The organism is Aliidiomarina minuta (genome assembly GCF_003987145.1).
GTDB classification, from domain to species: domain Bacteria; phylum Pseudomonadota; class Gammaproteobacteria; order Enterobacterales; family Alteromonadaceae; genus Aliidiomarina; species Aliidiomarina minuta.
Genome location: NZ_PIPL01000001.1, coordinates 225,922 through 246,139 on the forward strand (window position 1 = coordinate 225,922; position 20,218 = coordinate 246,139).

Sequence of the window (20,218 nt, forward strand, 5' to 3'; positions counted from 1 at the left end):
TTTGTTGAGCATTGCTATGTAATCTGAATAGGGATTTGACCCTTATACTGATTAAGCAACTGAGTAAATTCGTGAGCTGGTATCGGACGACTAAATAAAAAACCTTGCCCGATAGTACAGTCTCTATCTAATAAAAATTCCACCTGAGCTTCAGTTTCCACACCTTCAGCAACCAAACCTATGTCTAAGCTTTTGGCCAGATTAATAATCGTTTGAGTCAGAGTTGCGTCATCTTTGTCGTGCGGTAAGTCCTGCACAAATGAACGATCAATCTTGAGTGAGTTAACGGGAAAGTGCTTTAAATACGAAAGCGAGGAGTAACCTACACCAAAATCATCGATTGCCAGAGCAATGCCTTTGTCCCGTACTGCATGCATAAAGTTGGTGTGGGACTGAATGTTTTCAATAAATACCTGTTCGGTAAGTTCAAGTTCAAGGCTTTGTGGTGGCACTTTACTGTCTTCTACAATTTGCATGATTTGTTCAACCAGATCCGGCGACTGCAGTTGTTTACCGGACAAGTTTATTGCCATGCTCAGCTCGGAGAAACCGAGGCTATGCCAGGCTGAGAGTTGCTTGCAAGCGGTCTTCAGAACAAAGTCTGAAATGGGGATAATGAGTCCGGTGTCTTCTGCAATAGGAATAAACTGGTCTGGGCCTATAATAGTGCCATCGTCATCGATCCAGCGCACCAAAGCTTCAGCACCAACAATACGACGGCTGTTCATGTCTACTTTGGGCTGATAATAGACGGAGAGTTTATCTCGTTCTACCGCCTGTCGCAGCCGCTTCATAAGCTTCATACGCTTATTGAGTTCTTCGTGCAGCACCACAGTATATACATGATAAATATTACGGCCGCGTTCCTTGGCTCGATACAGTGCTGTATCGGCATTGCGAATCAGGCTCTCCGGGTTATCATCACTTTTACTTAAGGCTACACCAATACTTCCGGATATGAAGATCTCGTAGTCATCGACGTAAAAGTGAGTATCCAGTGAATTCAGAACCTGCTGCGCCATATCTTCCAATTGTTGCAGTTCCTGCAACATGGATACTGCAATAACAAATTCGTCGCCACCCATTCGCGCCAGGCAGGTGTCTTCGGGCAGTATTTTAAGTAAACGCCCGGCTACTCGTTTTAATAACTGGTCACCGACTGAATGACCCAGAGCATCATTTACTTCTTTAAAATTATCTAAATCAATGAACAGCGCACCGACATGGCGTTGTTGCGCCTTTGACTCTTTAAAGAATACATCCAGCTGGGTCATTAAAGAATTGCGATTAGCCAGGTCGGTTAACCAATCGTGTTCAGCGATATAGGCAACTTTTTTCTCAACCCGCTCGCGTTCTTCAATTTCAATGTATAAGTCGAGATTGGTATCAGCTAGTTCCTGAGCTCTTACCCGACTGACACCGAGAACATACAAGACAAAAGTAAGTAACGCAGTGGTAACGCCGCCGGCCAGAATAACTAATAATGGCAGTATGCTGCGCATTTGCCGCAGACGGTTGTTGGTTGGCCATAGTTCCATAAGCCAGCTTTGATTAAACATGGAGAATTCAATCTCACCGGCCCAACCGGAGCGCAGGTTATCTGACGAGGAATAGTCAAAAACCATTTCACCCTGCGATAGTGAAGTCACTCTGAATTGAGATTCATCGCTCAGGTTGGCGGTTACCGTCTCCATTAGCAGACTCTGCATATCGATAATGCCGATGTAATAACTTGCCTGTTCATGGCCGAGGTGAGGAATAATAAGTATCAGGTCGGAAATCCCCTCAGTCAGGGGGCCTGCTGAAAGCACATAGCGGTTGCCTGATTCCAGTTGCTGGAGCCGCAACATGAAATCCTGGTCTTCTTTTATCAGGTTCTGTGATATGGCGCGGGAATTGGATGGATAAAGTCCCTGAACATTAAGATCAGCATCAAGCCATAGCAGACTGCGAAAGTGACGGTAGTAAGCCAGAATAGTAGTCCCGTCATGCAACCAGTTGTAATTCGTTGTTCCATGGCGCTGGTTATCCCGGGCTACCCAGGTTAATCCGAACATATGGGTTTGCAGTTGTTGACCGATAGCATTTTGCATTTCACGAGTTTCATCACGAAGTTGGGCTCGTATATTCTGCTTGTCGTAATAGTACAAAGTTGCCGCAATCAGTATAGTCAGCAGAGCACCTAATACTGCGGTCAGGATAGCCAGCCGAAAGTGAGAAAATCGTTGCATACGTCAGACTTTTTTATCGTTGTTATACGTCTGTTGACGATGATTACCCAAGCGGCCGCAATAAGCAACCGCCAGGCAACTATTGCGTGACTCTTTATTGTTGTAGTTCATTACGATCACGAAAATAATCCAGCGCTTCCGGATTGGCCAGAGCATCGGTATTTTTGACGGTTTCGCCGTGAATAACCTGACGCACGGCTATTTCAGTGATTTTTCCACTTACCGTGCGTGGTATATCCTCTACTTGCAGAATAACGGCCGGGACATGACGAGGTGTGGCGTTAGCACGAATAGTTTGTTTGATGGTTTTAGTTAAATCCGCGTCCAGAGTAACCCCTTCGCGCAAACGCACGAAGAGAACAACCCGTTCGTCATCCTGCCATTGCTGGCCAACAGCTATGCTTTCCAGCACAGCTTCTACTTTTTCTACCTGGCGATAGATTTCAGCAGTACCAATGCGTACACCGCCTGGATTGAGCACAGCATCGGAACGGCCATAAATAATAACGCCGTCCTGAGCGGTGATTTCTGCGTAATCTCCATGCGCCCAGACGTTATCAAAGCGGGAAAAGTAGGCTTTGTGGTAACGACTGCCATCGCTGTCATTCCAGAAACCGATAGGCATGCACGGGAAGGGCGCTTCACAAACCAGTTCGCCTTTTTCTTCTCGTATCGCTTCGCCTTCATCATTGTAAATATTCACTTTAAGACCCAGTCCACGACACTGAAGTTGCCCGCGGTATACCGCAAGTATCGGATTGCCCAAAGCAAAGCAGGAAACAATATCAGTGCCACCGGATATAGATGATAAACAAACATCTTCTTTAATATCGCGGTAAACATAATCAAAGCTTTCCGGCGGCAACACCGAGCCGGTGGTCAGAATGCTTTTTAAACTATGCAGCTGATGAGACTGTCGTGGTTTGACGTCAGCTTTCTCCAACGCGGATAAGTATTTCGCACTAGTACCAAATATAGTAATTTTTTCTTCGTCAATCAGATCGATAAGTGCTTCTGGTTTGGGGGCAAAGGGAGAACCATCAAATAAAGTTAACTGAGCGCCCAACGCCAGGCCAGAGACTAACCAGTTCCACATCATCCAACCACAGGTGGTGAAGTAAAAAAGGTTGTCTTCACGCTTTAAGTCGGTATGCAGACCGTGTTCTTTCAGATGCTGTAATAAAGTACCGCCGATGCCGTGGACAATACACTTAGGCACGCCAGTAGTACCCGAGCTGAACATAATATAAAGCGGGTCGTTAAAGCGTCGCTGGACAAATTCAATTTCAGTAGCCTTGGAGTCGATAAAGTCATTCCAACTACTGCTTTTTTCAATGCTATGCGGTTGGCCGGTAAAGTCGGCAACTACCAGAGCCTGTAAAGAGGGCAATTGTTTCTGAATAGCATTGATTTTGTCGCTTAAGTCCAGAGTTTTGCCGTTGTAAAAGTAACCCTCTACAGTGATCAGTACCTTAGGTTCTATCTGGCCAAAGCGGTCGACAACGCCCTGTACGCCAAAATCGGGAGAGCAGGACGACCACACAGCTCCCAGGCTCGTGGTGGCCAGCATGGCGACTATGGTTTCAATGCAATTCGGTAATAGTCCAGCGACCCGGTCACCGGCAGTGACGCCTTGTTGTTGCAAAGCGCTAGCCATTTGCGCGGTGCGTAAATAAAGCTCTGCATAAGTTATCTGCTGACGCTCACCCAGTTCACCTCTGAATACCAATGCAGTCTTCTGATCCCGGTAACGGAGCAGGTTTTGCGCAAAATTAAGGCGTGCTTCCGGGAACCATTCTGCGCCGGGCATCTTGCCAGGGTCTTTTAAAACCTGGCTGCCGCGTTGACTGGCAATGACATTAAATTCGTCCCAGATCGCGCTCCAGAAGGCCGGGCTTTCTTCTACTGACCAGTTATAAAGTGCTGCGTAGCTATCAAAACGCAGGCCCTGTTGTTCGAGAGCCAGCATGAATTTATGCATACGGCTCTGCTCGATACGTTCCCGGCTGGGTTGCCACATAGGGGCCAGGGGAGTGGTAGTAGCTTGTTGCGACATATCATTCAAACCTGTTTGTTATTTTGCGTGTAATGCGACGTTAACCTGAGAGCGAGGCTGGAAACCCAAGGCGGTACAAATGTCGCGGCCTGCAGCAGCAACTTTGTCCAGATCTATGCCAGTGCTTATGCCCATGCCATGTAACATGTACAACAGATCCTCAGTGGCCAGGTTTCCACTCGCTCCTTTGGCATAAGGGCAACCGCCTAAGCCGGCTACAGCACTGTCTACTGTGGCGACGCCAAGTGGCAGGCAACTGGCAATATTAGCGAGTGCCTGACCGTAGGTATTATGAAAGTGCAGAGCCAGTGCCGGCATAGGCACCTCATCAGCGACTGCACTTAACATACGTTGCGCCTGTAGTGGTGTGCCCACACCTATGGTATCGCCCAGTGACACTTCATAGCAGCCCATGTCGTGCAATGCTTTGGCAACCCGAACCACCTCACTGATTGGGACTTCCCCTTGGTACGGGCAACCGAGGACACAGGAAACATAACCGCGAACACGAACACCTTTTGCCTGGGCGGCTTCCATCACCGGGGCAAAACGTTCCAGCGATTCGCTGATAGAGCAATTGATGTTCTTCTGACTAAAGGCCTCAGAGGCAGCTCCGAAAATAGCCACTTCGTCAGCGGAGGCCGCTATTGCTGCCTCGAAGCCTTTTAAGTTCGGGGTAAGAGCAGCATAAGTGACACCTTGTTTGCGTCTAATGGTGTGCATGACATCGCTGCTGTCTGCCATTTGTGGCACCCATTTAGGACTTACAAAACTGCCCGCTTCAATATAAGGCATACCGCTGTCAGTGAGCTGGTTAATCAGTTTTACCTTATTTTCCAGCGACACCTTTTGTTCGTTCTGCAGACCGTCCCGGGGACCCACTTCTACAATACGTACCTGCTCAGGTAAGCTCATAATGTATCCTTAACTTTCTTCGTTAGGGGCCAGGGCGATAAGCTCCGCGCCGTCACTGACCAGTTCGCCAGCCTGAAAGAATATTTGTTCAACCGTTCCGCTCACAGTCGCTTTGATAGTGTATTCCATTTTCATAGCTTCCATGACAACCAGGGGCTGGTCTTTTTCTACACTATCTCCTGTTTTGACATTAACACTGACGATAGTGCCATTCATAGGCGCGGTCAGGGTACCTTCATCTTCAGCCAGGCCAAAAGCGGCACTGGTATCTACCGCCTGATAGTCAACCCGGCCCTGCTGGCTGAAAAGTACAAACTTATCAGTACCCAGAGCAACAGTTAAGCTGAAGCTGTGATTATCAAAGGTGACATTCAGCTTATCCTGTTGCAGCTCAGCTTTAAGCTCAACCCGGCTGTCGTCATGCAGAACTACAAATTCATTGCCCTGTTGCTGAATATAAAGGTTTAGCAACTGATCGTTAAAAACTAGTTCCAGGTACTGCCCGGCGGGTTGATTCAAGCGCCAGTTACTGGCGCTGTTCCACGGATTATTGGCATCAGCTAGCGGTACACTTTGTTGCAAAGTGATGGCACAGGCCATGCAGGCATGTGCCAGCTCGGCATCCATTGCATTGTTAGGCTTAAGCAGTTGCTCCCCGTGTTGTTCAATAAACTGGGTGCTCAGATCGGCTCGCACAAAGTGGGGATGGGTAGCGAGGCGATGTAAGTAATCAGTATTGGTGGTTGGGCCAACTAATTGGTATTCACGTAAAGCACGCTGCAAGCGGAGCAGGGCGCGGTCACGGTCTTCGTCCCAGACAATCAGTTTAGCGATCATGGGATCGTAATAAGGACTCACATCATCGCCTTCGCGGATCCCTGTATCAATGCGAATATGACGGTCCTGCGTTGGTGTACGTAAAAATTCGATATGACCTGTACTGGGTAAGAAGTCCTGTTGCGGATCTTCAGCGTAAATACGCGCTTCAAAAGCATGCCCATGAAGTTGTACCTGACTCTGGCTGAGCGGTAGCACGCCACCACTGGCAACCACCAGTTGCCATTCCACCAAATCCTGTCCGGTGATCATTTCAGTGACCGGATGTTCAACTTGCAAGCGGGTATTCATTTCCATGAAGTAGAAATCGTTGTTCGCGTCGAGCAGGAATTCAACAGTGCCTGCGCCTTCATAGTCAATAGCCTGGGCCGCGCGCACAGCAGCATCGCCCATGGCATGACGGGTATTTTCACCCAAGGCCGGAGCTGGCGCTTCTTCCAGGACCTTCTGATGACGACGTTGCACGGAACAGTCGCGTTCAGCTAAATACACAGCATTGCCATGCTGGTCACAAAACACCTGAATTTCTACGTGACGAGGCTTAATGATAAATTTCTCAATAAGCATCTTATCATTGCCAAAGGAGGCCTGTGACTCACGTTTAGCCGAGGCCAGGGCCGCATCAAAATCTTCAGGCTTGTGCACTTCACGCATGCCCTTACCACCGCCGCCATAGGCTGCTTTAAGCAGCACCGGATAACCAATGCGTTCGGCTTCAGTACGTAGTTTTTCAATGTCCTGATCGCTGCCATGGTAGCCGGGAACCAGGGGCACACCGGCTTCATCCATAATAGATTTTGCTGCGCTTTTTGAACCCATAGCTGCAATTGAGCTGGCTGGTGGACCTATAAAGACTACACCTTGCTGTTCACAGGCATCGGCAAAACCTTCATTCTCGGAGAGAAAACCATAACCGGGATGTATAGCCTGGGCGCCGCTTTGTTTGGCGACCTTAAGGATGTTTTCAGCAATCAGATAAGACTCACTGCTGGGTGATGGTCCTATATAGAAAGCTTCGTCTGCCATGGCTACATGACGGGCGTTGCGGTCGGCATCTGAATAGACTGCGACACATTGCACACCCATACGCTGCGCGGTGCTGATAATACGGCAAGCTATTTCACCGCGGTTTGCTATTAAAATCTTATTAAACATATCAACTACCGTTGGTTAGTGGTTTAGCCAGGCTGGTTTACGTTTTTCCAGAAAAGCAGATAAACCTTCCTGGCCTTCAGCGGAAACTCGGATATCAGCTATACGCTGCACCGTCTGCTCAATAATATCGTCATCGATAGGGCGATCAGCAACGTCCAGAATTAGTCGCTTGGCAGCAGCACAGGCTGCGGGTCCGTTGCCAGTAATGGCTTTTAAAAAAGTTTGCACGGCTTCGTCCAGAGGTTTTTCGGTGACCTCGGTAACCAGTCCATGAAGGCAAGCCTGTTCAGCAGAGAAACGCTCAGCGGTGAGCAAATACCGGCGGGCAGCTCTGCTTCCCATATTGCGCACTACATAAGGGCTGATTACCGCCGGAATTAAGCCGATTTTCACTTCACTCAGGCAAAAACTGCTGTCCGGGTTTGCCAGCACTATGTCGCAACAGGCCGCCAGGCCTACAGCACCGCCAAAAGCGGCGCCTTGAACCAGGGCGATAGTAGGCACACGGAGGTTATCAAGCCGGGCCATGAGTTGTCCCAGTTCGCCAGCGTCCTCTACATTCTGCTGACGATTGCTGGCGGCCATGGAGCGCATCCAGTTCAGATCAGCACCGGCGGAGAAGTTCTTGCCTTCTGAACGCAGTACCATGACATGTACGTCAGGGTCGTCGTTAATTTGCTGCAGAGCAGTTAGTAACTCAGCGATCATAACGTCATCAAAAGCGTTGTGTACTTCTGGCTTATTTAATGTAAGCCAGGCCACGTGCTGATCGTCGATACTTAGTTTTACTTTTTCCATAATCAACTCCTTACATGCGGAACACGCCAAAGCGTGTTTTCTCAATCGGGGCATTGAGTGAAGCTGCAATGCTAAGACCCAGAACCGTGCGCGTTTGCGCCGGATCTATAATGCCGTCATCCCACAGGCGACCGGATGCATAATAAGGGTGTCCCTGTGCATCATATTGCTCAACGATAGGTTTTTTAAAGTCAGCTTCTTGCTGTTCGCTCCAGCTTTTGCCTTTACGCTCCATGCCATCGCGGGTCACGGTTGCCATAACACCTGCAGCCTGTTCGCCGCCCATGACGGAAATTCGTGCGTTGGGCCACATGAACATAAGCGTTGGGTCGTAGGCGCGTCCGCACATGCCGTAGTTGCCAGCGCCGTAGCTGCCGCCAATTAACACAGTAAACTTAGGCACTTTAGCGCAGCTTACCGCCATTACCATTTTGGCTCCGTGCTTAGCGATACCTTCGGCTTCATATTTTTTACCGACCATAAAGCCGGTGATATTCTGTAAAAAGACCAGTGGAATTTTGCGCTGTGCGCAGAGCTCAATAAAGTGAGCGCCTTTTTGCGCTGACTCAGAAAACAGAATACCGTTGTTGGCAACAATACCCACCGGATAACCATGAATGCGGGCAAAGCCGGTAACTAAAGTGTTGCCGTAATTCTGTTTGAATTCATCAAAGTCGGAATCGTCGACTACACGTGCAATGACTTCGCGAACATCATAAGGCTTGCGCAGGTCAGTACCCACAATGCCGTAAATTTCTTCCTCAGCGTAACGGGGGGCTTTAACCGGTTCCATTTGCGGCTGTTCCGGCAACTTGTGGTTCAGGCGCGAAACTGAACGGCGGGCCAGTTCCAGCGCATGTTCATCACTGACCGCAAAATGGTCAGCAACGCCGGAAATGCGGGTGTGCACGTCGGCACCACCGAGCTCTTCAGCACTGACTTCTTCACCGGTTGCTGCTTTTACCAGCGGAGGACCGGCCAGGAAAATCGTGCCTTGTTCTTTGACAATTACGCTTTCGTCCGCCATGGCAGGCACATAAGCGCCACCAGCAGTACATAAACCCATCACCACAGCAATTTGCGGAATGCCTTTAGCTGACATATTGGCCTGATTAAAGAAAATACGGCCAAAATGGTCGCGGTCCGGGAATACTTCATCCTGGCGGGGCAAGTTGGCTCCGCCGGAATCGACTAAATAAATACAGGGCAGGTGGCAGCGCTCGGCAATTTCCTGAGCCCGTAAATGCTTTTTGACAGTCAGCGGGTAATAAGTACCGCCTTTTACTGTGGCATCGTTGGCCACTATCATGCATTGTACGCCTTCCACCTGGCCAATACCGGCTACTACACCAGCGCAGGGAACATAATCTTCATATACAGCCCAGGCTGCAAACTGGCCGATTTCAAGAAACGGCGAGCCTGGATCCAGCAATCGCTCGATACGGTCCCGCACCAGTAATTTACCGCGTGACTGGTGGCGTTCCTGCAAGGCTTCACCACCACCGAGCTTAATCTGCTCTACTTTGTCATTCAGATCCGCAACCAGGGCTTCCATGGAGGCCTGATTATTCTGGAAAGTCTCGTCGCGTACATTTATTTTACTTGATAGCACTGCCACGGCTGGCTCCTTATTTAGATTCGGTGAAGAGTTCGCGGCCGATTAACATACGGCGGATTTCTGAAGTGCCGGCGCCTATTTCATAGAGTTTGGCATCGCGCAACAGACGTCCAGTAGGGTATTCATTAATGTAGCCATTACCACCCAGCAATTGAATGGCATCCAGTGCCATCTGTGTAGCCAACTCAGCAGCATACAGAATAACGCCCGCCGCATCTTTACGGGTGGTTTCACCACGGTCACAGGCTTTGGCTACTGTATAAACGTAAGCGCGTGCAGCGTTCATGCGGGTATACATATCTGCAACTTTGCCCTGTACCAGCTGAAACTCACCAATAGATTTGCCAAACTGGCTGCGTTCGTGAATATAAGGCACTACCACATCAAGACAGGCCTGCATAATACCTAAAGGGCCAGCTGCCAGAACAACCCGTTCATAATCCAGACCGCTCATCAACACTTCAACACCGCGGTTCAGTTCGCCAAGAATGTTTTCGGCGGGAACCCGTACATCTTCAAATACCAGTTCACAGGTATTGGAACCGCGCATGCCTAATTTATCCAGTTTTTGTGCCTGACTAAACCCTGGGGTGTCGCGTTCTACAATAAAAGCGGAGATACCGCGAGAGTTCGCATCCGGGTCTGTTTTCGCATAAATCACATAAACACTGGCTTCAGGACCATTAGTGATCCACATTTTGTTACCGTTGAGAATGTAATCATCACCGTCTTTTTTCGCTCGTAGCTTCATGCTAACGACGTCAGAACCCGCATTAGGTTCACTCATAGCCAGGGCACCAACATGCTCTCCGGTTACCAGCTTAGGCAGGTATTTTTCTTTTTGCGCCTGAGTACCATTACGTCGAATCTGATTAACACAAAGATTTGAATGCGCACCGTAACTTAACCCTACTGAAGCGGAGGCGCGGCTGATTTCTTCAACCGCCAGAACGTGTTCCAGGTAACCCATACCTGAGCCACCGAACTCTTCTTCAACAGTGATGCCGAGTAGCCCCATATCACCTAATTTTGGCCATAACTCTGACGGAAACAGGTTATCTTCGTCAATTTGAGCGGCACGCGGAGCAATTTCTTCGCGTGCGAATGCATTGACATGATCGCGTAGCATGTCAGCGGTCTCACCCAGATCAAAGTTAAGCGTTGTAAATTGGCTAATCATGATTATTCCTCATACTGCTGAAGTAAGCTCATAACCTATGGTGAATATTAAATCACCGGGTCAGAGTCAGTTTTATTTTGGTGTTCAAGAAGTTCTGCCTGGCAGCGTTGTTCGACGCTTACCAGTTCGTGCAGCAGCACCTTAATATCTTCCATTTGTTGCTGCAGCGTTGTTTTCTTTTCTTCAATCAGGCCGAGCATAGTTTTTAGCTGGTTTTCACTGCTCTGATCGCGGTCATAAAGTTCAAACAGACGACGTGTTTCAGCGAGCGTAAAACCCAGTCGTTTGCCTCTTAAAATAAGCTTAAGGCGGACTTTGTCCTTGCCATTATATATTCGGTTTTGCCCTTGACGCTGAGGAGCGAGCAAACCCTGATCCTCGTAGAAGCGGATGCTGCGGGTAGTGATATCGAACTCTCGGGCTAATTCACCTATAGTGAAGGTGACCGCTTTAGGAGTTGCTAATGGAGTTGTGGTTTGATTATTCATAATGAAGTCTGTTTCGCTTGCATTAGAGCCTCTTTGAAGGCTAAGCTTAGAGGAAGTTAACGTTAACGTAAAGTGCTGTTCTTTAAAACAGAGCTATCCAGCCTTGTTTAGTCTTCAGAATAGCATTGATTCAGGAGGTTTTTGTGAAGTCGGATGATATCGTAATTGTTTCTGCCGCACGTACGCCAATGGGCGGCTTTCAAGGCGGATTAAGTGCCGTTCAGGCAACAGAACTTGGCGCTACAGCTATCAAGGCAGCTGTTGAGCGTGCAGGTATAGAGGGTAAGGACGTTAACGAAGTCTTCATGGGCTGCGTATTGCCAGCGGGCTTAGGCCAGGCTCCAGCGCGGCAGGCATCTATAGGCGCAGGGCTTCCGTTAAGTAGTGGCGCTACTACGATTAATAAAGTATGCGGTTCAGGTTTAAAAACCGCTATGTTTGCTCATGACTTGTTAAAAGCAGGCTCAGCCGATGTAATAGTGGCGGGCGGTATGGAAAGTATGTCCAACGCACCTTATATGTTGCCGCAAGCGCGTCAGGGATACCGTATGGGCAATGCGCAGGTTATCGACCATATGATGTTTGATGGCCTGGAAGATGCTTATGATAAAAAGGCTATGGGTTGTTTTGCGCAAAGCACCGCAGATGATTACGGTTTTAGCCGTGAAGATATGGATAATTTTGCGATTCGTTCACTGGAAAGAGCACAGCGGGCTATTAAAGACGGTTCGTTTGATGAAGAAGTCACAGCAGTTACCTATCAGACCCGTAAGGGTGAAGTCACTTTTTCTATTGATGAGCAACCAGGTAAAGCCCGGCTCGATAAAATATCTCAGTTACGTCCAGCATTTGCTAAGGACGGAACGGTAACTGCGGCAAACTCCAGCTCTATTTCCGACGGTGCCGCAGCATTAGTTTTAATGCGCGCCGCTGATGCTGAAACCAGAGGTCTTAAGCCTTTAGCCAGGATTGCCAGCCACTCTACGTTTGCACGCAAACCGTCCGAGTTCACGATAGCTCCGGTAGGCGCTATGCAAGACGCTCTGGATAAAGCGGGTTGGTCTAAGGATGATATAGACTTATGGGAAATTAACGAAGCTTTTGCCATGGTCACCATGTTAGCCATTAAAGAAATGAAGCTCGATGATGAAAAGGTAAATATAAATGGCGGTGCATGCGCTCTGGGTCACCCCATTGGAGCCAGTGGCGCGCGGATTTTAGTTACGTTATTACATGCATTGAAGCAACATAATAAGAAACGAGGTATGGCTTCTTTGTGTATTGGTGGGGGTGAAGCTGTTGCTATGGCGGTTGAACTGTTATAGATGATTTTTCTGGTTAATTAGAAGCGAGGCTTATGCCTCGCTTTTTTTATTGTGATTAAACTATCACCGATCACGAAGGTGGCGTGGGAGCATTTGCTGCTCTACATCGCGACCTAAGCGGTAATTTAAAGAGAGACCAAGATAGGGCTCCAGAAAATCATTATCGTTTTGCAGGGCAGCTTCAAAAGATAAATGAAAACGGTCACGAAGAGGGGCTTGAAAACCAATAGTTAGCCGACCGAAAGGACCTTTTTCTTTATTATAACGGGTCGAGTTAATACCAATACCTAAGTAGACTGAGTTGTCAAAATGGTAGAGTAAATCGGTGCCGTAACTATGACCAGTGCCGCTTGAATTATACTCGCTAATGCTGGTGCGCAGTCGGTCATAATATGCACGCAGGGCGATGCGTTCATTGAAACGATGGCCTATCTGCAGACCGTAGGTGTAACTACTGAAACCGCTGCGATAGTCATAGGCCTGATCATCCGGATTAAAAAAACGATCGCTGTCTGGATTCATGCTACCGGCCCTTACTCCGAAAAAAGGACCAGTCAGATCATGGGCCATGGTTACCGAAGGAAGGCTTAAGCAAGCGGTAAGCAGTATAGCTTTGAGGGCATTTTCACACTTCATGATGTATTCCTTTTATCATAGTCTCAATATACTAAGTTATTGTTATTTAAGAGTTTATTTAACCTTAGCATAAGATGAGCAAGCTGTTCTAATATCAGACATAAAAAAAGCGAGGCTCGAAAGCCTCGCTTTTTTACTGAGTGCTACCCGGTATTAATAACCGCGACGTTGCATCTCTTCTGTTAAGGGAACTTCTTCTGTCGTTGAAAGCTCAGCTTCAATGCGACGGTTACGATGGTTTACTTCCAGGCTGATCTCGTCGTACAGCGGACGAGTCATGCCGTAACCAACTGTACTTAAACGGTTAGCTGAGATGTTAAAGCGATTTACCAGCTCATCTTTAACGGCCTGTGCCCGGCGCTCTGAAAGCTCCTGGTTATACTCTTGAGGACCGATTAAATCAGTATGGCCAGCGATTTCTACGGTTACGCCTTCATGCTCACGCATCAGTTCGGCAAGTTCTTCAATATCGCCACGGAATTCGCGTTGCACTTCAGCGGAATCGAATTCGAAGTTAACCACAAGGTCGTGACTGATGCTTTGCTCTACATAAATAGTACAGCCGTCTTCGTCTACCACATGGCCACGTGGGGTACCTGGACACTGGTCACGATAGTCAGGTACACCATCTCCGTCCGAATCCGTAGTACGGTCTACTGGATCGCTTGGTTCTTCAGGACGTGGTGCCGGACGAGCGGTGGTAAAACCAAACATGTAATTTAGGTTAGCTCCGGCATACTGGTCGGTAAAGTCGCCATCATTCTGTATGGCATATTCAATGCCCATATTCCAACGGTCTGAAAGCTGGAATCTGTAGCCTAATGTACCGCGCAGGAATGCATCCTTTTCCTGATTGAAACGTGTATTGTTAATACCGATACCGGCATAGATACCATTACGGAAGTTGTAGATACCATCAACCCCGTACATGTGACCAGATCCTGAAGAAGCGCCGTCTACATCTGTATTCAAGCGATCATAATAAGTGCGGATTTCCCAGTTATTGCTGAAACGGTGACCGAACTGCAAGCCATAAGCCAAGCTCGAGAAACCACTATCATAAGGGAACTCAGTACCGTCAATAAAGATCCATCGGTCGCTGTCAGGGTTGACGAGTCCTAAGCGTGGGCCAAAGTAAGTATGCTCATCAGACTGACTCTGACTTAACGCAGCCGAACTTACCAGACCCATTAATACGGCGACTGAAACAGCGGATGATTTAACTAAAAGGTTACGCATGGTCTTTTCCTTATGCTTTTTCTGATAAACATGATTTTTTATTTAACAAGGTAATTTCGCCCTGTACTCGGGTATTAAGCATAGTAGGAAAACTGAATCTAGAAATGAGGTTTGCAAATACTTTACTAATTCACTCAGTCTGCTGATTTTGAATTAAACTGATTTATAATATCTTGATCCATTGATTTGATATGAAGGGCTGGTTGCAGATAGGGGATGTTAATTTTACTTTCTTTAAAGGCTTTCAGGATAGCAAGACGAATAGCAGATAGCATACTTTCAGCCAGACAGGTAATTTCAAACCGCGCCCACTATCAGTAAAGTGCTGTAGAGAGAGAGCGGGGCCTGTTTCTGAATAACTTCAGTTAACTACTTCATTAGTAATAAAGTTTTCATCTGGAATCAGGGCGTTAATGCTGTCTCTGACTTACATAAAACTATTAGCCGGAATTTAATTTCTATACCCATCCGGACTGATCGCTATCATTTATTATATCTCCTGGTTTTATTGAGCGGCCCAACTCCAAATGCGCCTCCAGACAAAGCTCATGATGAAATATCAATGGCAGAAGTGCTAAGAACCAGTAAATTGCAAGCGCTATAAAGCTAAAAGTTATAAGTTTTCCAGTCCAGGGTGGGTGCAGGAATTCATACTTTTAGCCGATTGCAATTCATCTTTGATAAGATCGACAGTGAGTCCAATCCGTATGGTGGCTATTATGATTAGCTGAAGAGTAGCATCGGCTTGTTGTTGATGGCTAATAAGGAGCGAATAATTATTGTACAGGTTTACATAATTTAGCTCTTCTTATAATTACTATTTATATTGGTTTACGTTTTTAATTTAATCCAGATCCTGGGCTATTCTTTGCTGTTGAGTTTTAATTTTGTAGGAGCAGATACTTACTGCGAATAAAATGACGGCACCGCCTATCAGTAAACGGGTCCAGTTGACATCTTGTGCCCAGAACAGATAGTTAACCAGTAATCCAGCCGGTATGAGCATATTGTTCATGCTTGCGAGCTGACCTATGTTTACTTTCTTACTGGCGATGCTCCAGGCGAGATAGCCGACACCTGAAGCGATTAGCCCTAACCAGAGCAGCACAGTCCATTGTATGGAAGTGGCTGGAAGTAATTCCCAGTTAGTGAATAGCAGCACACCCATGCCGCTTACCAGCGTAGCCCCAAAAAAGAAGAGCGCATATACCTGAGTCTGTTGTAACGCACTCCCTAACTGGGTGCGTTTATAAGCCACCTGCCCAATAGCAAAGGAGAGGTTAGCGCCCTGTATTAACAGAAAACCCAACATGAAATTTGCGCTTACCGGCTGATAACGAATAATAGCAGCACCGACAACAGCAATGCATGCGGCCAGCCACCAGCGCGCGGGAATAGGACGTCGATTAATTACTTTTTCGTCGAGCAGGGTAATATAAAGTGGCGTAAAAATAGTAAAAAGCAGTACTTCAGGCACACTCAGATATAAAAAAGCATGGTATAGGAGCAGATACATAAGACCTATCTGAATGGCCCCTATGCCTGCCAGGCGAAGACTGAGCCTGGGGGTTAAATGACGTATGCGTAAAAATGGTAGTAATACCGCAGAAGCGAGCAACATACGTATAAAGACCGCCAGGTAGGGGTCAACCTGACCAGCCAGATACACACCAATGAGTGAAAAGCTAAAGGCCCAAAGCAGGGTTACTAACCACAGCGTTATCATTTATTCATCCGTAAAGCCTGGAAGCTGAAGATTTGGCGAATCATTTTCATGTTGTGATTTTTTTCTCTGTTGCAGAAGTCGGGCGCGACGCTTAGAAAGGCGCTGTAAAATTTCACTTTGCTCAGCGGGGGCTTTTGCATGCCAGTTAAAACGCTCGTCCCGTGAACGGAGACAGCCTTTACAGTATCCGCGTTGGTTCGATTCGCAAACCCCAATGCAGGGATTTGCAATGCTGAACATCTCGAGTTGATCAGCTGCCATAAATAACTCCTGCCTGGCTTTGGGATAGGTTGAATACTATTCTAGCCCAGTAAGCTTGTCACTGTCAGCATACTCTTGCCGATAAGCGCTTGGAGCGATACCTGTTACCTTTTTAAATAATCGGGAAAAATAATAAGGGTCGTCGAAGCCCAGCGTCTGGCCAATTTGACGTACAGAATGTGAGGTTTCCTTTAACATGCTCTGAGCCTGACGAATTTTCATATGATTAAAATAACGAATCGGACTGTCTCCGGTCAGCTGGCGAAATTTTTTACTGAAATGATGCGTGGAAATCCCGGTAAAGCGAGCAAAATCAGTCAATTCCAGAGCGCGATGGCTGTTGTCATGCATAAAGCGCTCAAGCGTAGTAAGATTAAACGCCGCACCATTTTGTTGCTCTTCTTTACGCAGTAGCGGCAGATGGATGAGTATTTTCTGGAGCAGGGTGGAAGCAAACAGAGCCCGTTCCTGGCTGAGTCGCTGGTGTTGCAGGTTCAGGAGTTGGGTAACATCGGGTAATAAGGCTTTCCAGTTATGCAGACTTAATAAAGGACTACCGCTGTCCTTATGTAAACCAATATAGTCCATGTAGTGGCCAACCAGTTCACCGGCGAAGTGGGCCCAGTAAATACTCCAGGGTTGATCTGGGTCTGACTGATAGGAGTGAGCTACGCCGCGGCGCAGGAAAAGCACCTGGCCGGCTTCGATAGTGCCCTGATGCTGTTCCGTTCGGTAGCTACCGCGGCCCTGATGGCAGAATATGAGTAGGTGATCGGTGTGAACACTGCGTCGAACCCGGTGTCCAACGGCGTGCAGGTAGTGTCCGTAAGCGATCGGATAAAGATTGCGGCTAAACGGATGTTGTTGCAGGTGCCCAATTATGTTCTGCGGCAGCAACAGGCGAGAACTGCCCGCAGGCAGTGGCCAGTGTGATGGTTGACTCATAACTCGTACTCAATGACAGTTTTGTCCATTATAAAGGCAATTTTATCGATTCTAAAGTTTTGTCCTCAGTGCTTTAATGCGGGCACGCAAATAAACAGATGAACAACAACAGGCAGGTAGTAGATTATGGCTAAGCAAGTTCAGTTATATATTAACGGCGAATTCATCGATTCAGCCAGTAAAAATATGATCCCGGTAACGAACCCGGCGACCCAGGAAATAATAGCTCAGGTTCCTTGCGCGACTGCAGAAGAAGTAAATACCGCAGTGGCGAGTGCAAAAGCTGTTTTTCATGAGTGGAAAGAAACTCCGGTTTCAGAACGTGCCCGGGTCATGATGCGCTATCAGGCGCTGTTAAAAGAACATCATGACGAGATTGCTGAAATTCTGGCAACAGAAACCGGTAAAACCTTTGATGATGCGAAAGGCGACGTATGGCGTGGTATCGAAGTTGTTGAACATGCCGCTAACGTGCCTTCGCTGTTAATGGGCGAGTCTCTGGAAAACGTGGCCCGTGGTATTGATACCTACAGCTACACGCAGCCACTGGGTGTTTGTGCGGGTATTACCCCCTTTAATTTCCCCGCTATGATTCCTTTATGGATGTTCCCGCTGTCAATTGCCTGCGGCAATACTTTTATTCTCAAACCTTCAGAGCAGGATCCGCTGACACCAACGCGTTTGGTTGAGCTTTTTGAACAGGCTGGCGCGCCTAAAGGTGTCTTGCAAGTGATTCATGGTGGTAAAGACCAGGTCGATATGTTGCTTGATCATCCGGACATCAGAGCCCTTTCATTTGTTGGTTCAGTGCCGGTAGGTCAGTACATTTATCGTCGCGGTACTGAAAACATGAAACGCGTGCAGGCCTTTGCCGGTGCTAAAAACCATTGCGTTATTATGCCGGATGCGGACAAAAACCAGGTGATTAACAATCTGGTCGGTGCCTCAGTAGGTGCAGCGGGTCAGCGTTGCATGGCTATTTCATGTGCCGTATTTGTAGGCAAAGCCAAAGAATGGATTCCAGAGCTGGCAGAAGCGCTGGCTAAAGTACGTCCAGGTGCCTGGGATGATAAAGATGCCGGTTATGGTCCTTTGATCAGCCCACAGGCGAAAGATCGTGTGTTAAGCATGATTCAGCAGGGTAAAGATGAAGGTGCAGACTGTCTGGTGGATGGTACTGAGTGTCAGGTTGAAGGATTCCCGGACGGCAACTGGGTCGGGCCTACTTTCTTCAGCAAAGTAACTGCGGATATGGAAATTTATAAGAACGAGATTTTCGGTCCTGTGCTGTGCGGTATGGAAGCAGAAAGCCTGGAAGAAGCCATTGCGCTGGTTAATGCGAACCCATTTGGTAACGGTACTTCAATCTTTACCGCCAATGGCGCTGCAGCCCGTAAGTATCAACATGAAGTGGAAGTAGGTCAGGTGGGTATTAATGTGCCTATTCCAGTGCCGCTGCCATTTTTCTCCTTTACTGGCTGGAAGAATTCGTTTTATGGCGATCTGCATGCGTATGGCAAACAAGCGGTTCGTTTCTATAGTGAGACGAAAACCATTACCGCACGCTGGCCTGAAGCGGGCATTGCGCAAGGTCCGAATATGACTATCGAACTTAAGTAAGCAGCAGAGGCAGTTGTTATGAATTTTGATTTAAGCGATGACCAACAGGCGTTTGTAGATACCGCAAGAGCCTTTGCTGAGAAAGAAATGGCACCCAACGCCGCGCGTTGGGATGCGGAACATCATTTCCCGGTTGAAGTATTCCGTAAAGCCGGAGAAATGGGTTTTATGGGCATGTATACCCCAGAAAGTGCCGGTGGTTTTGGCATGAGTCGCCTGGACAGTGCGCTCATCTTTGAGCAACTGGCGATGGGATGCACAGCGACAACCGCGATGATGACCATCCATAATATGGTGACCTGGATGATCGGCTCTTTCGCCAAACCAGAAGTCATTGAAGAATGGGTAGATGACCTGGTTGCCGGTCAGAAACTGGGCTCTTATTGTCTGACCGAACCTGGTTCAGGCTCAGACGCAGCGAGCCTGCGCACCAGTGCTAAGCGAGACGGTGACGAATATGTCATTAATGGCTCCAAGATGTTTATCTCAGGTGCCGGTGAAACCGACGTCCTGGTGGTGATGGCGCGTACCGGTGAGGAAGGCCCTAAAGGTATTTCAGCACTGGTGGTTCCGGCCGATGCTGCGGGTGTTCACTATGGTAAAGCGGAAGAGAAAATGGGCTGGAATGCACAGCCAACCCGTTTGGTGACCTTTGAAGATGTACGTATTCCTGTGGCTAACCTGCTTGGCGAAGAAGGCGAAGGTTTTAAGTTTGCCATGATGGGTCTGGACGGCGGCCGCATCAACATCGCCGTGTGCTCAGTAGGCACTGCCCAGGCGGCACTGAATACAGCGCGTGATTATATGCATGAGCGCAGTCAGTTTGGTAAACCACTTGCGGCTTTCCAGGCGCTGCAGTTTAAACTGGCCGATATGGCTACTGATCTGGTCGCTGCTCGTCAGATGGTGCGTCTGGCCGCCTATAAGGTGGATCAGAACGATGCCGATAAACCGACTTATTGCGCCATGGCGAAACGCTTTGCTACGGATGTCGGTTTTCAGGTCTGTGATCAGGCACTGCAGATCCACGGTGGTTATGGTTACATCCGTGAATATCCGTTGGAACGCCATGTACGAGATGTGCGTGTTCATCAAATTCTTGAAGGCACCAATGAAGTGATGCGCATTATTATTGCGCGTCGTTTATTAGCCGACGGTGCCGGCGAACTGCTCTGAGCTAAGGAAAAA

16 protein-coding genes are annotated in these 20,218 nt (G+C 48.0%); 3 read left to right on the forward strand and 13 right to left on the reverse strand.

The features are described from left to right. Positions 1-14 precede the first annotated feature (14 nt). The 8 genes from CWE09_RS01140 to CWE09_RS01175 all read right to left on the reverse strand — a co-directional run bounded on the left by CWE09_RS01140 (position 15) and on the right by CWE09_RS01175 (position 11,278). Positions 15-2,231 carry a putative bifunctional diguanylate cyclase/phosphodiesterase gene (locus CWE09_RS01140; RefSeq protein WP_126802070.1) on the reverse strand — a complete coding sequence of 739 codons (2,217 nt, stop codon included), beginning with the start codon at positions 2,229-2,231 and terminating at the stop codon, positions 15-17. A 94-nt stretch (positions 2,232-2,325) separates the two neighbouring features. Then, complete coding sequence (locus CWE09_RS01145) at positions 2,326-4,287, reverse strand: acetoacetate--CoA ligase (protein WP_198679570.1); 1,962 nt, start codon at positions 4,285-4,287, stop codon at positions 2,326-2,328. A gap of 18 nt (positions 4,288-4,305) precedes the next feature. Continuing rightward, positions 4,306-5,202 (reverse strand): hydroxymethylglutaryl-CoA lyase, encoded by an 897-nt coding sequence (locus CWE09_RS01150; RefSeq protein WP_126802071.1) that lies wholly within the window; start codon positions 5,200-5,202, stop codon positions 4,306-4,308. Between the two features lie 9 nt (positions 5,203-5,211). Continuing rightward, positions 5,212-7,194, reverse strand: coding sequence for an acetyl/propionyl/methylcrotonyl-CoA carboxylase subunit alpha (locus tag CWE09_RS01155; protein ID WP_126802072.1), 1,983 nt, complete (start codon positions 7,192-7,194; stop codon positions 5,212-5,214). A 15-nt stretch (positions 7,195-7,209) separates the two neighbouring features. After that, entirely contained in the window at positions 7,210-7,992 is a 783-nt protein-coding gene (locus tag CWE09_RS01160; RefSeq protein ID WP_198679572.1) for an enoyl-CoA hydratase/isomerase family protein, read from the reverse strand. 10 nt (positions 7,993-8,002) lie between these two features. Then, positions 8,003-9,610: a carboxyl transferase domain-containing protein gene (locus CWE09_RS01165; RefSeq protein WP_126802073.1), complete on the reverse strand. Its 1,608-nt coding sequence runs from the start codon at positions 9,608-9,610 to the stop codon at positions 8,003-8,005. A gap of 10 nt (positions 9,611-9,620) precedes the next feature. Continuing rightward, on the reverse strand, positions 9,621-10,790 hold the full coding sequence (locus CWE09_RS01170) for an isovaleryl-CoA dehydrogenase (RefSeq protein ID WP_126802074.1): 1,170 nt from the start codon (positions 10,788-10,790) through the stop codon (positions 9,621-9,623). A gap of 47 nt (positions 10,791-10,837) precedes the next feature. Next, on the reverse strand, positions 10,838-11,278 hold the full coding sequence (locus CWE09_RS01175) for a MerR family transcriptional regulator (protein WP_126802075.1): 441 nt from the start codon (positions 11,276-11,278) through the stop codon (positions 10,838-10,840). A gap of 143 nt (positions 11,279-11,421) precedes the next feature. Between CWE09_RS01175 and CWE09_RS01180 the strand changes: the two genes are divergently transcribed. Further along, positions 11,422-12,603, forward strand: coding sequence for a thiolase family protein (locus tag CWE09_RS01180; RefSeq protein WP_126802076.1), 1,182 nt, complete (start codon positions 11,422-11,424; stop codon positions 12,601-12,603). A 63-nt stretch (positions 12,604-12,666) separates the two neighbouring features. On the opposite strand, the gene CWE09_RS01185 is transcribed toward CWE09_RS01180, so the two are convergent. The 5 genes from CWE09_RS01185 to CWE09_RS01205 all read right to left on the reverse strand — a co-directional run bounded on the left by CWE09_RS01185 (position 12,667) and on the right by CWE09_RS01205 (position 17,410). Beyond that, a complete protein-coding gene (locus tag CWE09_RS01185) occupies positions 12,667-13,239 on the reverse strand; it encodes a hypothetical protein (protein WP_126802077.1) in 573 nt (190 codons plus the stop codon). A 153-nt stretch (positions 13,240-13,392) separates the two neighbouring features. Beyond that, on the reverse strand, positions 13,393-14,478 hold the full coding sequence (locus CWE09_RS01190; RefSeq protein ID WP_126802078.1) for an OmpA family protein: 1,086 nt from the start codon (positions 14,476-14,478) through the stop codon (positions 13,393-13,395). 844 nt (positions 14,479-15,322) lie between these two features. Beyond that, positions 15,323-16,204, reverse strand: a complete 882-nt coding sequence (locus CWE09_RS01195; RefSeq protein ID WP_126802079.1) for an EamA family transporter — start codon at positions 16,202-16,204, stop codon at positions 15,323-15,325. Further along, positions 16,205-16,465, reverse strand: coding sequence for a DUF1289 domain-containing protein (locus CWE09_RS01200; RefSeq protein ID WP_126802080.1), 261 nt, complete (start codon positions 16,463-16,465; stop codon positions 16,205-16,207). Positions 16,466-16,501: 36 nt separating this feature from the next. Continuing rightward, positions 16,502-17,410 (reverse strand): helix-turn-helix domain-containing protein, encoded by a 909-nt coding sequence (locus CWE09_RS01205; protein ID WP_126802081.1) that lies wholly within the window; start codon positions 17,408-17,410, stop codon positions 16,502-16,504. Between the two features lie 126 nt (positions 17,411-17,536). Between CWE09_RS01205 and CWE09_RS01210 the strand changes: the two genes are divergently transcribed. Beyond that, positions 17,537-19,030 (forward strand): CoA-acylating methylmalonate-semialdehyde dehydrogenase, encoded by a 1,494-nt coding sequence (locus CWE09_RS01210; protein WP_126802082.1) that lies wholly within the window; start codon positions 17,537-17,539, stop codon positions 19,028-19,030. A gap of 18 nt (positions 19,031-19,048) precedes the next feature. Continuing rightward, positions 19,049-20,206, forward strand: coding sequence for an acyl-CoA dehydrogenase family protein (locus tag CWE09_RS01215; RefSeq protein WP_126802083.1), 1,158 nt, complete (start codon positions 19,049-19,051; stop codon positions 20,204-20,206). Positions 20,207-20,218: the final 12 nt, after the last annotated feature.

Bases quoted from the DNA above. Each gene is read 5' to 3' on its own strand.
- CWE09_RS01140 (WP_126802070.1), bottom strand. From the start codon at position 2,231: ATGCAACGATTTTCTCACTTTCGGCTGGCTATCCTGACCGCAGTATTA.
- CWE09_RS01145 (WP_198679570.1), bottom strand. From the start codon at position 4,287: ATGTCGCAACAAGCTACTACCACTCCCCTGGCCCCTATGTGGCAACCC.
- CWE09_RS01150 (WP_126802071.1), bottom strand. From the start codon at position 5,202: ATGAGCTTACCTGAGCAGGTACGTATTGTAGAAGTGGGTCCCCGGGAC.
- CWE09_RS01155 (WP_126802072.1), bottom strand. From the start codon at position 7,194: ATGTTTAATAAGATTTTAATAGCAAACCGCGGTGAAATAGCTTGCCGT.
- CWE09_RS01160 (WP_198679572.1), bottom strand. From the start codon at position 7,992: ATGGAAAAAGTAAAACTAAGTATCGACGATCAGCACGTGGCCTGGCTT.
- CWE09_RS01170 (WP_126802074.1), bottom strand. From the start codon at position 10,790: ATGATTAGCCAATTTACAACGCTTAACTTTGATCTGGGTGAGACCGCT.
- CWE09_RS01175 (WP_126802075.1), bottom strand. From the start codon at position 11,278: ATGAATAATCAAACCACAACTCCATTAGCAACTCCTAAAGCGGTCACC.
- CWE09_RS01185 (WP_126802077.1), bottom strand. From the start codon at position 13,239: ATGAAGTGTGAAAATGCCCTCAAAGCTATACTGCTTACCGCTTGCTTA.
- CWE09_RS01190 (WP_126802078.1), bottom strand. From the start codon at position 14,478: ATGCGTAACCTTTTAGTTAAATCATCCGCTGTTTCAGTCGCCGTATTA.
- CWE09_RS01195 (WP_126802079.1), bottom strand. From the start codon at position 16,204: ATGATAACGCTGTGGTTAGTAACCCTGCTTTGGGCCTTTAGCTTTTCA.
- CWE09_RS01200 (WP_126802080.1), bottom strand. From the start codon at position 16,465: ATGGCAGCTGATCAACTCGAGATGTTCAGCATTGCAAATCCCTGCATT.
- CWE09_RS01205 (WP_126802081.1), bottom strand. From the start codon at position 17,410: ATGAGTCAACCATCACACTGGCCACTGCCTGCGGGCAGTTCTCGCCTG.
- CWE09_RS01210 (WP_126802082.1), top strand. From the start codon at position 17,537: ATGGCTAAGCAAGTTCAGTTATATATTAACGGCGAATTCATCGATTCA.
- CWE09_RS01215 (WP_126802083.1), top strand. From the start codon at position 19,049: ATGAATTTTGATTTAAGCGATGACCAACAGGCGTTTGTAGATACCGCA.